The following is a 14,869-nucleotide window of genomic DNA, read 5'->3' on the forward strand; positions in this document are numbered from 1 at the left end:
CTGAAGCCCTGACGAGTGGCAGCGACTGATCCGTGTTATTACCAAGTCTTCTTGTCATCTCTTCTCCAGAAATTCGCGATATGCCCGAGTGTAGGAAATTCCCACAATAAAATTATGAAATCTTGCAGTTTTCCAAAACTATTTTTCACGAACCGGCAAATTGTCAGGCATCAAGTTATTCGAATTCTATAATGACTCCTAAATGCGCCTTTTGCGATTCTTGTTGATAGGAGCCCTGATGAACGGATGTCTGATGCGCATACTTGTGCCCGCAGTACTAGCTGCGAGCCATCTGTTTCCAACTCATGCCGCTGCACAGGAAGAAAGTTTCCCGATCCTTTTCACAAATGTTCATGTCTTTGATGGGGTGAACGAAGCGCGGATCGAGAACGCAAATGTTTTGGTCGTTGATAACCTGATCGCCGAGGTCTCGACTGAGCCGCTTGCCGTCGCCAATGCGCAAATCATCGACGGTGGTGGGCGCACACTGATGCCCGGAATGCATGATCAACACGTGCATCTTACGGTGTTCAACCCTCTCAGCGATGGGTTGCGCCAGAATATCACACCCTTTCATCTTGGCGGCGTCGCGACAATTCGGTCTGAACGCATCCTGATGAATGGGTTCACCACTGTCCGGGACCTGGGCGGACCAGCAAAATCCATCGCTCGCATTATAGATTCCGGCATGTTTCCCGGGCCGCGCATTTACTCCTCTGAAGCCTTCATCACCCAGACATCCGGGCACGCGGACTTCCGTAAACTGAACGACCGGCATCCCACACTGTCTGGGCAAGGACCATCACATTGGGTCGAAAGTGAAATGAGCTTTATAGCCGATGGGCCGGATCAGATCCGGATGGCCGTACGCGAGAACCTGCGCCGCGGGGCAACCCAGATCAAAATTATGGTCAGCGGCGGTGTTACGTCCGAGTTCGACCCCCTGCATTCGCTTCAGTACCAAGCCGATGAAATCCAGATGGCAGTCAAAACCGCCGAACAGTGGGGCACATATGTGACCTGCCATGTGTTCACTGAACAGGCGATCCGAAACTGTATCGACAATGGCGCGAAGACCGTCGAACACATCCCGTTTCTGACTCCGGAAGTGGCCGAGGTCATGGTTCAAAAACAGATCATGTTTGCGACCGCCGTGGCTCCGGTCTACTCGGTCTCCACCGAGCAGGCCGAAGCATTTTACACACCAGCGTCGTTTGCGAAGTGGAAGACGGTGCGGGATGCCGCGGCCAACATGATTGAAGTAATTCAAACCACGCCAGGCATGATCGACCTCTATACCCTGGGCACTGACCTCATCAACAACTGGGACCAAACACTAGAGCAGGACAAGAAGATGAGCGACGAGTTCAAATACCTGCTTGAAGCGAATTTCACACCCTTCGACATATTGCGCATCGCAACTTCAAACGGCGCGCGCATGAACCGTCTTACTGGTTTGAACAATCCTTATCAGGACGGCCCGCTGGGTGTGGTCGAAGTGGGTGCATACGCCGATCTTCTATTGGTCGACGGGAACCCGCTGGAGGACATCCTGCTGCTGTCCGATCCCGACACCAATCTGAAGATCATCATGAAGGATGGCGTGATCTACAAGAACACACTCGACTGAGTGTCGCGTGGGGTGAACTTACCTCGGCACCCCGCGCACTAAATTTTAAGGGAGAGAAGGACATGAATATTTCGACAAAGACGGGTGCCGTCGCGAGCCTGGTTTTTTTCACGGCCACTGCCGCGTTTGCGCAGGACACCCTGCCACAAACCCTGTTCACCAACGTCCATGTCTTTGACGGAGTAAATGAGGCGCGGATCGAGAACGCCAGCGTTTTGGTTGAAGGCAACTTGATCAAAGAAGTGTCCACCGAGGCCATCGACGCACCTGGCGCGACGGTTGTGGATGGAGGTGGTCGCACATTGATGCCGGGGCTGATCGACAGCCACGTCCACCTGAACCTAACCGGTCTGTTCACAAGCTTTGGCGGCGCGGAATATGCGAATTGGGACGGCGTCGGCGCGATGGCAGTCGCAAACGCGCGTGATTACCTTATGGATGGGTACACAACGGTTCGCGATGCCTGTGGCCAAGGCGATGCGATGAAAAAGCTGATCGATCAGGATATCCTTGTCGGGCCACGGATTTACCCGAGCGGCGCGTGCATCGGCCCACAATCTGGTCACACGGACTGGCGCAGCCCTCGTGCCCGGGCTGAAGGTGGCCCCGTCGCACAGGTGGAAGAACTCAATCTCGCGGTCGTTGCAGACGGCGTAGACGAAATCAGAACGGCCGCGCGCCGGAACCTCAGCTATGGGGCCACACAAATCAAGCTAACCGTCGGCGGCGGTGTTTCCTCGGAATTAGACCCGCTTTGGTCTGTGGGATACGGCGTGGAAGAGATCAGGGCGGCCGTAGAGGTCGCAGCCTTTTTTGATACTTACGCCTTTACGCATGCATACACGGACGAAACTGTCCAAATGGCACTGGATGCGGGCGTCAAGGTCATTGAACACGGCCAGATGGTCACAGAAGAAACCGTGAAGCGCATGGCTGATGAAGGAATATTCTGGTCCCTCAACACCGCCGGGTTCTCACCGATTCTGTTTGAGCACCCCAACTTTGCACCGGGTACGCCAGCAGGCATCAAGCTTGCGGTTGCACATGACCAAAGCAAGGATCTCATCGCGCTTGTCAAGAAATACAAACCCAAGGTCGTGCACAACGTTGATACAGTACTGTCAACGCTCGATCAGGGCCGTGCCCATCGCGATTTCGAAAAGTACCAGTTTGCCGATTGGTTCGGCAATCATGCGATGCTGGTCTCCGCTACGTCGACCGCGGGCGAACTGGCGCAGCTGACTGGCCAACGTAATCCTTATCCGGAGCAGTTGGGGGTGATCCAAGAAGGAGCCTACGCCGATATCCTGATCGTCGATGGCAACCCGCTGGAAGATCTTTCTGTCTTGGGGGCCCAACCGAAATGGTTTGACGCGGAACCGCGTGAAGAAGGTTTCGACACCATTCGTGTCATCATGAAGGACGGCAAATTCTACAAGAATACGCTGGAATAAAAGGAAAGTGGGGTGGTCTATCTTTGATAACCCCACACTTCAGCCAAGAAACCTTCCCTGAAAGGAAAGACTGTGAAACATCTCAGCCTTGGCGTCTTTATGGCGATCTGTGGTTCAATTGCCGCAGCTGAAGACGCCGAAAGCATGCGTACGTTTTTGTTCATTGGCACGTCCAATAGCACCGCTTGGGAAATGCAGATCGCCAATCCGGGGGATCGCGCAGCCTCGGTGAAGGGCGGGATCGAAGCGCTCGGTGGAGAGCTTTTGAGCTATTACTGGGGGCTTGGAAACGGGAAGAACTACATCACCGTTTCCCTGCCAGACGATCCAACCTTTATCCAGGCCTTCTATGTCAGCCGCCTCGGCGATGGCCTGCTTGATGATTACCAGATGATCGAGTTGATGAGCAGCGCCGACATGGCTGCGGCGCTGGAACGTGTTCCCGAAATCAAAGCAGTGGATGACGTAAAGTGATTGGAGGTTTGTCGCACCAGAGGTCGTATCTTCCACCACGACCGACCCTTGCCGCCGCGTTATTGAGCGCCTTTGCACTTTTTAGTAGTGCTGCTGATGCCCAGGAAAATGCTGCTCAGGCGAAACTGGAGGCCGCAGCCCAGGTTTCGTTGGGCGGCCCGGGATCAGCCAGTGCGCAACAGGAGCAAGATAGGCTGCGCAGACTTGAAGACTCTCGATGGCCCGGTTTGGACCGTGCCATTGATCCAACCGAAACCGCTTTGGGTCGATTTAGGGAAAACACCGGATTGGCGCTCAGCTTTGATTACCAAGCGCTATACCAACGCAGTTCTCACAGCCTGACCGGGCAGGACAAATCTGCATCCGGTCAGCTCAGGATGATTGGGACGTGGGAATTGGCAAACCGGGGTGGTGAAAACCCGGGTAGCCTTGTCTTTATTCTGGAGAACCGACACCGGTTGGGCCAGCCCATTGCACCCTCAGCACTGCCTGCGCAAATTGGATATCAAGGGGCAACTGCGGTCACGTTTGGGGACACGAACACGACCTTGTCGGTAGCTTACTGGCAACAAGCCTTCGCAAACGGACGCGGAGGAGTGGTGGCGGGTCGGATCGATCCGGGCGACTACTCTGACATTCTGGGTTACGTGAACCCAAGGACGACCTTTTCGAACTATTCAATCCTGTTTAGCCCGGTGCTGCCAATCCCCGATCCCGGTTTTGGTGTCACGGTCGGCGGCTACCTGACGGATCAAATTTACGCGTTAGGGGTAGTTAGCGATGCCAATGGGTCTCTCACAGACATCGAGTGGTTTTCCGGGGGTAGCGAATTCTACAAATACGCCGAGATCGGCTGGACGCCCGAAAAATCAAAACGATTTCTTACGAATGTTCATTTGGGGATGTTTCACACAGATGCGCGCCAACAAAGAGGCGTTCCGGAAACATATGGTGCCACACTTTCTGCCAACCATACATTTGACAACCAACTGATGATCTTCGGACGGCTGGGATGGTCCAATGGCGGGGGTGCGCTGGCCACGCGTGCTATCAACGCAGGCTTGATGTGGCGACCTGGCACATATGATGATCTCTTTGGCATAGCGGCCACTGTTGCCGACCTGACGTCACCAGGATTGCCCAATCAAACGACACTTGAAGTTTTCTACCGTTTAGACCTGGCCGACAATCTGGCACTGACGGCGGACGTGCAATACCTGAAAAATCCCGGATCAAACTCGAACGACCCGCTGGTCTTTGGACTGAGACTGAGGGTCAATCTGTGATGCATGCCGGGTAGCAGTTTCCGTTCGGGCTTCATTTTGGCCGGAACGGACGGGGGGCGGCAAGTGAGTGGGTCGCCCCCCCAACTATTTTTGATGGCAGACTTCTTCGGTCTCCTAATGATCTCTTCAGTCTTTATGTGGGAGCTTTAGTGTCATGGCGCGATACATCTACGGTTTGGTTATCTTGCTCTTTGCTGCGGCGGTTTCGACGTCAAACGCTGGTCCAGCGTACGCACAGAAAGCGGCGAGTGAACAGGAACCTGCTGAGGTACAGCAAGTAGATCTCTTAACTCAGGTTGCCGACAAATCAATTTCTGCCGGTGACCTGGAGATACTGCTTGTTCCGCTGACGACTGATGAGCTTTCGGAAATTGCTGTTGCCTGGCAAGACCATGTCCGCAACCAACTTGAAGAAATTGCCCGTATCAATCTTAGCCTTCAGGCCGGAAACGAAGCGCAAGAAGATGACCTGAGATCACAGCTTTCTTTGATAAACGATACTGGCACTGTAATTTTGGATAATTACACTCTGGTCTTGAACGAGTGGGCCCTAAAGGGCGCCGCCGAAGAAGACCTGAAACCGCATACCGACTATGTCTTAGCGCTCAAAACTGGCGTACTTAAAACAACGGATATACAGACGCTATTTCATAACGCTCTCCAATGGTTGGTTTCCTGGGAGGGAGGTGCTGGTCTTCTATTGGCTGGGTTGGGTGTTTTGGCTGCTGTTTGGGTCATGTTGTTTGTCGCCAAAGTGGTGTGTCGTCTAACTGAGCGCGGCCTTGAAAAAATACCTACAATTTCGCGGATGCTTAAGAAATTCATTGCGACCGCAGTGTATTGGGCGGTCTTTATTCTCGGCATTCTGGTTGTACTTGCCTTGTTTGGTGTGAACGTCACTCCTTTGTTTGCAATATTTGGTGGTTTGTCTTTCATTCTTGGCTTTGCGCTTCAGGAAACGCTGGGCAATCTCGCTAGCGGTCTGATGATCATGGTTTTAAAGCCATTCGATACCGGAGACTACATTCAGGTTGGCGGGTCATCTGGTTTTGTTGACGAGATGTCGGTTGTATCGACAAAAATTCGCACCTTCGACAACCAGATCATCATTGTGCCGAATAGTAAGATCTGGGGTGACGTAATCACAAATGTCAGCGCATCTGATGAGCGTCGCGTCGATCTGGTTTTTGGTATCGCGTATTCAGACAATGCTGCCCACGCTATCAATGTGCTGAAAGAATTGGTCGGAAGGCATGAACTATGCCTGAAATCGCCTGATCCAGAAATATTTGTTGGTGAGCTTGGCGACAATTCAGTCAATATCTATTGTCGACCGTGGTCCAAGTCTGACGACTATTGGACTGTCTATTGGGACCTCACAGGACAAGCCAAGGAGCGGTTTGACCAAGAAGGAATATCAATACCGTTCCCGCAGCGCGATGTTCACCTGATCCCAGTGGAAGGAGCAAAGACATGAGAGCATTAGTAATATGGTTGATGTCCTTTCTACTTCTTTGCAGTGTCGCCTCGGCCCAGTCAGAAGAAATACTGCTGCCACAGCAGGAACGAGAAGATCCCGAATTCATAGCACCTGTTGTTGTCGATGGGGATGAACTTTTTGTCGTCCGCGGATCCAGCGCATTGCCTGCAACGGACAGGGCCGCAAAGATTGAAGAAAGAATTACTCAAGTCGCGGATAAGTCAGAGAGCAAAACCGTCGACATCCAAATCTCCCGGGCTGAATTTGGGCAACTGATACGTGTCGACGGTCATATGGTTACTATTACCACTCAGGCTGACGCAGACCACGAACAAATGGACATTGAAGTTCTGGCCGGGCTGCAAGCAGAGGCCATCGAAATTGCCATATTAAAGTACCGGGAAGCGCGATCCAGCGAAGGCCGCGTTGACAGCGCGCTGGCCGCTGTAGCTTGGACAGCAATATTTGCTCTGGTGTCATACTTCTTCTTTGCCAAACGGAAGAAGTTTCTAGGCTACATTAGAAACAACCTTGAGAAGAGAGCGGAAAGCGTCGAGGAAGCTACTAAGTCAATCCTACGAAGTAGGGCAATCGCGTCTATCATCGTTTATTCAATTCATGCTTTGATGTGGGTGCTGTTTCTGTTTTTTCTCTATTACTACCTGTCCTTGGTTTTGCTGTCTTTCGCGGAAACCCAGGCCATCGCTCAAGTTCTTCTAAAGTACGTTAGTGAGCCATTGATAAATGTTGTGCTGGCTGTCGTTGGGTACATCCCAAACCTGATCATGCTGGTGATTATTGCAGCCTTATGTCGATTTGCGATCCGCGGCCTCGATCTGTTCTTTGACAACCTGGAGAACGGTGCATTCGAAATCAAAGATTTCGAGGCGCACTGGATCGCGCCAACGAACATGCTGTTCAGGGCTTTGATCATCGTGATCGCACTGGTGTTCGCCTACCCATACATTCCGGGCTCAGGTTCCCGGGCGTTTCAAGGCCTGACAATTCTTGCCGGTATCATGGTCTCGTTGGGATCTAACACAGTTGTATCGAACATGATGGCAGGTCTGTTTGTCATCTATCGGCGCAGCACGAATGTTGGTGATCGAATAATGGTTGGCGACAAGATAGGGGACGTAACCGAAATCAAGCTTATGGAAACACTTATCAAATCCATCAAAAACGAAATGATCAGTATTCCAAACGCTCAGTTGTTGAACTCAGAGGTCGTGAATTATTCGCGCAAAGTCGATGGTCGAGGCCTTCTCGTGCACACGACGGTCGGGATCGGGTACGAGGAGCCGCCAAAAAAAATCACGGCAATGTTGATAGAGGCGGCTCATCGCACACAGAGTTTGAAGAAAAACCCGGAGCCCTTTGTACTTTGGACACAGTTGGCTGACTATGCCATCAATTACGAAATTAACGCATACACATCTCGAGGATCGAGTTTGCCTAAGATTCTGTCTGATCTACACCAAAACATCGTGGAAGTGTTCAACGAGAACGGTACGCAAATTATGACACCGTCCTACATGGCCGACCCGCCAAGTCCTAAGATTCCCACTGAGGAATGGGATGGAAAGCTTGCTCATATAGCGGAGTAAAAGAATACCAAGTCCACTCTGGGTCTACTAAACCCCGCCCTTGCAGGTTGTCGGATTAGTTTGATTGATCCAGAGCAATGGGTAGGATTAATGCAATAGTTTTCAGAACGTTTTGGGGTTCCAGATGATCAATTGGACATTTACCGCAATAGTAACGCTTCTCGCGAGTGGCGCTCTTGCCGCTGGTATGGAGCGGTGGGGTGAGTCTGGCGACTGGACAATTTTGATCGACCTCGAGAAAGGAAACGGCTGCCTCGCGTGGAAGCCCTTCGAAGACGACATGACAGTTGAAATTGGTGTCGCACCCAATCAGGCTGGCGGTTTCTTTGCCGCCTACAATCCGGCCTGGGTTCAGATTGAGGACGGATCAACCGGTATCGTGAACTTCGATTTCGGTGACGCAAAGTTTGAAGGCGAAGCCGTAGGTGTTTTTAAAAATGGCGTCCCCGGGGGTTACGCCTTTTTCGACAACCCCGCGTTTGTAACCGAATTCGGCAAGCGCCAAAGCGTCACGATAATTGGTGAAAGTGGAACCGAAGTAGAACTTGATCTGAGTGGGTCTTCGAAAGCCATCGAGGCCGTTTTGGCATGTCAGGCAGAACAGCCTGAACCACTCAAGAACTAGGTCGTGACCGACTATTGAAGCTGATTCATGTCTGGCACGCACGGTTGCCTGTCTGCTGGCATCGCATCAGCACCTTCCGGAGCCTTGTTTCTGGATCCACCGACATCCAACTTGAACTTCGGTGACGAAAGTTGACCGGTCACATCAAACGGCCACGCGCTACGGGATAACGGTTTGCCAACTCGACGAGGTTCTGCCCTGATCGCAATAATATCTTTGACCCAATCCACTTGGCCCTTGGCCACCAATTGAACAGAACCCGTTTCAACCACGATGGAGTCTGAGCTTACCCGGCCGGCTTCGATTTTAATTGGTGCCACAACGCATGTTATGTCCGTGTAACCTTGACGGAGTTCCTCTGAAAACAGCCATGGGAAAATACCAAGCCCTGCCAACTCCAGAAGGCTGGTGCTGACATAGCCTTGTGACATCGATAAAGAAGCAGTGCCGCGCATGGAATTCACAAACGCATTGCCAGACGCGGTACTGCCTGAAACGTTGAACTCACCACTCAATCGCCCATATGCATCTATCCCGATACCCAGTTCATCGAGAATCTCTCCGAATTCCCATCCTGAGGTTGACCCCGACAAGGAGAGCCAATCAGGTGAGTCAATCAGATCCATCACTGCCCGTAGGCTGAAGTTTCCACCGCCATAAGCCATCTGGAGCGGGCCAAAATCTACGGTCCCTTCTTTTGCAGACAATTGGCTGGAAACAGAAGTTACGCCTTGTTGGCCAACAATCTCCTTAAAGTCGATCTGTACCTGAACGTCAGCCTCTCTCAGTACGCGCTGCACATCCAGAAGATCGGCTGGCTTTCCTTTCTCCTTTGGTAAAACCAGGGGCTGTACGTTGGTTTCCTTCGGTAGAACCAAGGGCTGTACGTCGGTTTCAGGATCTTTTGAAGCGTCGCCTACCAAGCTTTTAAGCTGGTCCAGCGTAGCGGTCAGGTTTTTTAGATCGTTTAAATCGAGCCTTTTACTCGCAACGTTTCCGCGAATTACAGAAGCGCCCTCGGGAAATTTTGCATCCAAAGCGGCCAGAAGGTGTGACGAACCGGCTTCAAACTCGATTGAGGTAGTGAAGTCCTCGCCCTGCTTCGACGTCACTGCATCGACGGCAAGTGCGCCAATCTCGACAGGTTGCAATTTAAGCGCAGTCAGAAAACTAGCTCCGTCGCTGACATCCAGTTCCACGTCAAAATCAAGGCCTGACAGCCCTTTCAATTCGCTGACCGATAGCGCGAGGTCAAGCGCCCAAATATCTGTGCCATAGGTGGTTGCATTAAACCTGTTGAGCGAAACAGGCCCTCCTTCATTGGACAAGCTGAAGTCGGCATTTATGCCACCGAGCTGATCGACAAAATCTTCATCCATATTTGGCAAAATCAATTTGGCCGGCCCGTTGAGTATGCCTTCGAAAGTCACGTCCTGAAGCTGAAGCAGGTCGAGAATTTCGCCGTCGGCCTTTAGAATTGGGTCCTCAATGGGTCCAGCCTGTAAGGCGATGCCCAGCATCGCAAGCCGACCATCGGGCATGCGGCGAATGCGTTCGATAGAGGCTGGCCCGATCACGTCCAGGCCTTGATCAAATGCGTTAGTTTGGAACAGAAGTTTCTCGAACTCGAAAGACGCAAGTGATCCTACCATGTGCATTTCAAAGGCTGTGAACTTCAGCTCCTGGAAACTCTTTGCTGCGTTCGGCGGCTGCCCCTCAGGATAAAGCCGCGCGTCGAATAGCAGATCAACGCCCCGAGCTGTGTAGAGGTCTTCTATCGATCCTTCTGCTGTAAGTTGCTGTCCGTCCTCAAGGTTTACGGTGGTCGTAAAGGTCTCGATTTTCAGAGCATCCTGAGAAACAAGCTCTGCTTGCAACTGGCCATTCCCTTCCAGAACTCGCTCCAGCCCAATGACTTCAAGAAAGTCACCGAATTCACCAGTGTCCATCTGCAAGACAGCACGATAGCCACCTCCCTCGCTTTCCGAAAAAGGTTCGCCGTCGTAGCTTACCGTCATTTCGCCAAAATTGGCGCGCGTCGCAAACGGCGCACTATGAGGATAGTCACCCTCGATTTCGAAACTTTGGCCGTTGACGGAGCCTGTCCCCGAGACCTTTGTTCTTTGCCCTTTGTCTACCTGTTCCAGAGCGAGAGACTGGAGGTCAAACACGAACGAAAAGCCAGAGGATTGATCATCAATGTTCAACCCAATGGATGTGAAAGTTACATTCTTGTCGCTCAGGAATGAGAGGATTCCACTACCTTCTGGGTCGCCCTCATTGGATCCGCCGGTCTCAGCTATAGCCTCTTGATTGTCCTCTTCCGTGGCGTTTTCGGGTTCAGGTTTTGGCGTCGGTCGGCCTTTTCGCCAACTTGTAGTGCCGTCAGCAGCTGTAAGGAAATTCGCCTGGAGACCGTCAACGACGAGGTTGTCAAAGTGCAGACGTCGATTGGCCAAAGCAGCAACATCCACTTCCAGTTCCAGAAGGTTCAATTCTGCAAGAGATGTTTCCGGCATAGTTTGGCTCGGGATAACCACACCACCGACGTAAATGTGGGTAATGCGTCCAAGCGCGACACTTACATCGTCATTAACCACAATCGGCTGTCCGATTTGTTCAGAAAGGACTTTTTCGACCAGGTCACGTCGCATCTCCGAGAATAGCGGCGCAGCAAGTAGCAACCAAACAAATCCGATTGTTGCAAACACAAGTAGTACGACAATCCCAATTGATCTAAGAAGCCAAGTCCTCATGCATCCCCCTGTCGTCGCCTACGCCGTTTGGTCTATCTGCAATTCGGCGTTCGCCAATCTGCTGGACTAGATGGGCACATAATTCGGTTCGCGCGCGCCGCGCATTTAGTGCTCATCGGTCCAAAGCCGCCAGGATACGAGCATCCCGCTCGTATGGGTCCTCGCGGAAATGAACGACCCCGTCTTCGACCCACGCTGTCCAGTATGTTAAAAGAACCGGCATTGGCTCAGGTAGATCAACGCGCGTTGTCTTTCCGCTATCCAAAATGGACTGCATCTTCTGTCGGCTCCAATCTGGCTCTCCCTCCATCAGAAGGCTCGCGAACTCGAACGGATACTCAAGGCGAACGCAGCCGGAACTGAGATTTCTCTCGTTTCGGTCAAAAAGGGTTTTGTCGTTTGTGTCGTGCAAGTATACAGCGTATTTGTTTGGAAACATGAACTTAACCAAACCCAGCGCATTGTCTGGGCCCGGTTGCTGAACCAGGGTCACGCCGGGGTTCTTCGCCCCCCAGTTTACAGCGTTTGCGGGGATTGTCTGGCCATCCTTGTTCCGAACGACATAATTGTTGCGTGTCAGATAGGCTGGATCCTTGCGGATGCGCGAAAGTTTGTCCTTACGAAAAATCGAGGCGGGAACGGTCCAGGTGGGATTGAATTCCATGTACTCAATTTCATCTCGAAACACCGGGGTCTTTCGATAGGCTGACCCTGTGATTGATCTAGTGGTCCAAAGCGTGCCATCCGATGTAACCAAATATGTGCGGGCTCCTGCAATGTTCACCAGCACGAATTCGTCGTCGACTTCCCGCATAAGCCAGCGGCCGCGTTCCAAGCTGAGACGCAACTTGTTTATGCGATCTTCCACCGGTTTGTTTAGCGATGCGAACGTCTTACCGCCAATGACCCCATCGGCTTCTAATCCATGCCGACTCTGAAAGGATTTGACTATTTTCACCAAGCTATCGTCGTAAACCCAAGCTGGGTTTGTGCCGTTTTCGCCATCTTCAGAAGAACCGCTTGTTTCAACGTAGCCTTCTGCCGCCAGCCTTTCGCGCAGCTTAGCGACGGCAGGGTCCACCATCTCTGGTTTAAGAACGGTTTCATCCGGAACATTGGTCCAACCGCCCTGTAAAGCAATGGCCCTATACTTACTCAGTGCTTCGACAAGCATCACGTACTGCGCATTGTCGATATCAATACGTGCGATTAACGCGCTAAAACCTTCACCTTTAAGAAACTGATTCAGGGCAACGGCTGGGTCTTGTTGAATTACCGGTTTTGAGAAGTTCCAATCGTCGTCCAGTGCATTTGGGTCTACTTTTCCAAACACCAAATGATGGACCAGTTTCACCGCAGCGTCCGTTGCCAGAATATCGAACAAAGCTTGATTAGAAACATCGCCAGTTTGGGCGGCCTTAAATGCGGTTTGAAGCTCCGCTAAGTCAAAATCTTCCGGTCTGAAGCCCTGTTCTATTGCACTATCCAACTCATCAAAGAGTTCGTCTGACAATTCATCGCGTGTCCACGCAGGAGTGAAGTCCCTCTCTTCGTAAAAACGCGGCACTAGGATTTCAGCATCCAAGCTCTTGCTGTCAGGTAGCGTGCTACTCACTTCCAACTCGGCACCGAGTAGAGCAGCAATCTGCTCTGAGATCTCGTTTGCGACGCTTGGGTTGGGGAATATTGTTACCAATGCAGTTAGCGAAATCGCGACTAACGACTTAACGTGACCCACCAATACCTCCTGCGGCTTCGCGCTATATGCTGTCTCTATGTGGAAGGATACTCATACATAATGTATAATCAAATCGTAATTTATGATTTTAGTATGGCCATTTGATTGGAGGGCTCGAGAGCCGTGTGTATATGCAGGGGATCGGCGCTGAACGTCCAAACGATCCTGTGGACGAGGCGGCCCTGTTGAATCTACTGTCATTGCAGTATCGACGGAGTTGGGCGGGTTATGGCGACATTTGTATTGGTCCATGGAGCGTGGCAAGGGGGATGGTGCTGGGCTCGCGTAGCCGCGCTTCTGCGCAGGGAGGGCCACGACGTTTTTACCCCTACACTGACAGGTCTGGGCGAGCGTGCTCATCTCGAGAGTGACGAAACCGATCTGGCCATGCATATCGAGGATGTCCTGGGGGTGATCACGTGCGAAGAACTCTCTGACATTGTTTTGTGCGGTCATAGCTATGGCGGCATGGTTGTCACCGGAGTCGCAAATAGAGCGCCCGACCACATTCGCTCACTTGTGTACCTCGATGCGCTCGTGCCGGGCGATGGGCAGGCCGCCTTGGATGTGTTGCCTGCGGATATCGCGGCAGGGCTTCGTGATAGTGCCGTCGATGGCAAAGTCGCGCCGGGCCCAGCGGAGGCTTTTTCGGTGAATGGAGCAGACTGTGCGTGGGTAGACCGCCGAAATGTCGCGCAACCACTCAAGACATTTGAGCAACCGATTCAACTGGTGAGCGGCGGAACCAAGGTGTTAAAGCGGACCTACATCTATGCCACTGGCTGGGTCCCAGGGCTTGGCCAACCGTTTTTTGAGCGATACCAGCATCAGTCGGGGTGGACAGCGGTTTCGGTGCCATTCGGGCACTACGTGATGATCGATAGGCCTGACGACTTGGCCCGAATGCTAATGTCCGCGATTTGAATTTGGCCGCCGGATCCTGCACGAGCGCGCGGACAGCGAAATCGCCCGCATAGGAATAGTTATTGCTTCTATCCCGATTGTCCTACTTCAATCAGCGCTTCGGGCGAGATGCGCCGTAGCTCCGCAAGTGAATCCGCGTCTCGACTGATCAGCTGGCATTGATCTCAAACCGAAGCTTCAGCTTCAATGGCAGGCAACCGATCTCGGCGCCGTCACTTTCGGATGCTCGATAATGAGTATGCGGTACTAGCTAGGAAAATAAGATCGGCTCAGACAAGGCGCTCGACGTTATCTTGGCCAACAAGTCTCTCACAATTGCCTTAGAACTGTTTCCCACTGACTAGGGTTGAATTTTTTCGACCAGAGTGCACTCTTGATTGTGGATGAGCGTCTAAAGTCGATTGAGCTGAGAGAGGACTACTATAAATTGAACGAATTCTACGCACCGCGCAAACTTATGGGCAAAAAATGCAAACTTATGCGCAAATCTCGCGCAAGGTTATGGGCGTAGAATCCGTAATTTTCTGAATGTAATCAGTGTTGGGCGCGCAACGATATGCGCGCGCCTACAGATTTTTGTAGGTGCGCCCAAAGCTTTGCATTTCGCCTAAAGATTTGCATCTTTGGCCCAAAACATTGGGCGCAAAAGCCACGCACAGAATTTAGAATTCAAAGCTAATTGCGCACAGCGCAAATTTTGGTTGGTCCCATACCATAGACGTGGCCTCCGTGAAGCTTGAAGTTTGCCGCTTCCAACCCAAAGTGGACAAGAATGATCTACGTCAAGAGCGGAATGCGGACTTCCGCCGTAGTTTTCTCAGATGGCGGCTGTAGGCTACAAGATAAGCGGGTGCTATTGCTTAAGGTCAGCGATGCCCAGGAATTCGGACTTTGC

At 52.0% G+C, this 14,869-nt stretch carries 10 protein-coding genes; 8 read left to right on the top strand and 2 right to left on the bottom strand.

Annotated features, from left to right (window positions below):
• Nucleotides 1-238 precede the first annotated feature (238 nt).
• The 7 genes from AC2FFP_RS22175 (at nt 239) to AC2FFP_RS22205 (ending at nt 8,556) form a co-directional block, all read left to right on the top strand.
• The gene (locus tag AC2FFP_RS22175; RefSeq protein ID WP_496845314.1) at nt 239-1,630 is read left to right on the top strand and encodes a metal-dependent hydrolase family protein; all 1,392 of its coding nucleotides are present in this window, start codon (nt 239-241) and stop codon (nt 1,628-1,630) included.
• A gap of 62 nt (nt 1,631-1,692) precedes the next feature.
• Nucleotides 1,693-3,084: a metal-dependent hydrolase family protein gene (locus AC2FFP_RS22180; protein WP_496769819.1), complete on the top strand. Its 1,392-nt coding sequence runs from the start codon at nt 1,693-1,695 to the stop codon at nt 3,082-3,084.
• Between the two features lie 72 nt (nt 3,085-3,156).
• Nucleotides 3,157-3,558, top strand: coding sequence for a hypothetical protein (locus AC2FFP_RS22185; protein ID WP_496845315.1), 402 nt, complete (start codon nt 3,157-3,159; stop codon nt 3,556-3,558).
• Between the two features lie 62 nt (nt 3,559-3,620).
• Nucleotides 3,621-4,844: a carbohydrate porin gene (locus AC2FFP_RS22190; RefSeq protein WP_496881518.1), complete on the top strand. Its 1,224-nt coding sequence runs from the start codon at nt 3,621-3,623 to the stop codon at nt 4,842-4,844.
• A gap of 154 nt (nt 4,845-4,998) precedes the next feature.
• Nucleotides 4,999-6,321 carry a mechanosensitive ion channel family protein gene (locus tag AC2FFP_RS22195; protein ID WP_496881519.1) on the top strand — a complete coding sequence of 441 codons (1,323 nt, stop codon included), beginning with the start codon at nt 4,999-5,001 and terminating at the stop codon, nt 6,319-6,321.
• Nucleotides 6,318-7,931: a mechanosensitive ion channel family protein gene (locus AC2FFP_RS22200; RefSeq protein ID WP_496881520.1), complete on the top strand. Its 1,614-nt coding sequence runs from the start codon at nt 6,318-6,320 to the stop codon at nt 7,929-7,931. Before AC2FFP_RS22195 ends, AC2FFP_RS22200 begins: the two co-directional genes overlap by 4 nt.
• Nucleotides 7,932-8,055: 124 nt before the next feature.
• A complete protein-coding gene (locus AC2FFP_RS22205; protein ID WP_282171046.1) occupies nt 8,056-8,556 on the top strand; it encodes a hypothetical protein in 501 nt (166 codons plus the stop codon).
• Nucleotides 8,557-8,567: 11 nt separating this feature from the next.
• Here the strand turns inward: AC2FFP_RS22205 and AC2FFP_RS22210 are convergent, their stop codons facing one another.
• Together AC2FFP_RS22210 and AC2FFP_RS22215 are read right to left on the bottom strand one after the other, a co-directional pair.
• On the bottom strand, nt 8,568-11,312 hold the full coding sequence (locus AC2FFP_RS22210; protein WP_496881521.1) for an AsmA family protein: 2,745 nt from the start codon (nt 11,310-11,312) through the stop codon (nt 8,568-8,570).
• 112 nt (nt 11,313-11,424) lie between these two features.
• Nucleotides 11,425-13,050, bottom strand: coding sequence for a L,D-transpeptidase family protein (locus AC2FFP_RS22215; RefSeq protein ID WP_496769831.1), 1,626 nt, complete (start codon nt 13,048-13,050; stop codon nt 11,425-11,427).
• Between the two features lie 228 nt (nt 13,051-13,278).
• Between AC2FFP_RS22215 and AC2FFP_RS22220 the strand changes: the two genes are divergently transcribed.
• The gene (locus tag AC2FFP_RS22220; RefSeq protein WP_496705767.1) at nt 13,279-13,974 is read left to right on the top strand and encodes an alpha/beta fold hydrolase; all 696 of its coding nucleotides are present in this window, start codon (nt 13,279-13,281) and stop codon (nt 13,972-13,974) included.
• Nucleotides 13,975-14,869: the final 895 nt, after the last annotated feature.

Source organism: Ruegeria sp. YTSC004, assembly GCF_059609805.1.

Coding starts and splice junctions, on each gene's coding strand:
- AC2FFP_RS22205 (WP_282171046.1), top strand. CDS start 8,056: ATGATCAATTGGACATTTACCGCAATAGTAACGCTTCTCGCGAGTGGC.
- AC2FFP_RS22195 (WP_496881519.1), top strand. CDS start 4,999: ATGGCGCGATACATCTACGGTTTGGTTATCTTGCTCTTTGCTGCGGCG.
- AC2FFP_RS22220 (WP_496705767.1), top strand. CDS start 13,279: ATGGCGACATTTGTATTGGTCCATGGAGCGTGGCAAGGGGGATGGTGC.
- AC2FFP_RS22180 (WP_496769819.1), top strand. CDS start 1,693: ATGAATATTTCGACAAAGACGGGTGCCGTCGCGAGCCTGGTTTTTTTC.
- AC2FFP_RS22175 (WP_496845314.1), top strand. CDS start 239: ATGAACGGATGTCTGATGCGCATACTTGTGCCCGCAGTACTAGCTGCG.
- AC2FFP_RS22200 (WP_496881520.1), top strand. CDS start 6,318: ATGAGAGCATTAGTAATATGGTTGATGTCCTTTCTACTTCTTTGCAGT.
- AC2FFP_RS22210 (WP_496881521.1), bottom strand. CDS start 11,312: ATGAGGACTTGGCTTCTTAGATCAATTGGGATTGTCGTACTACTTGTG.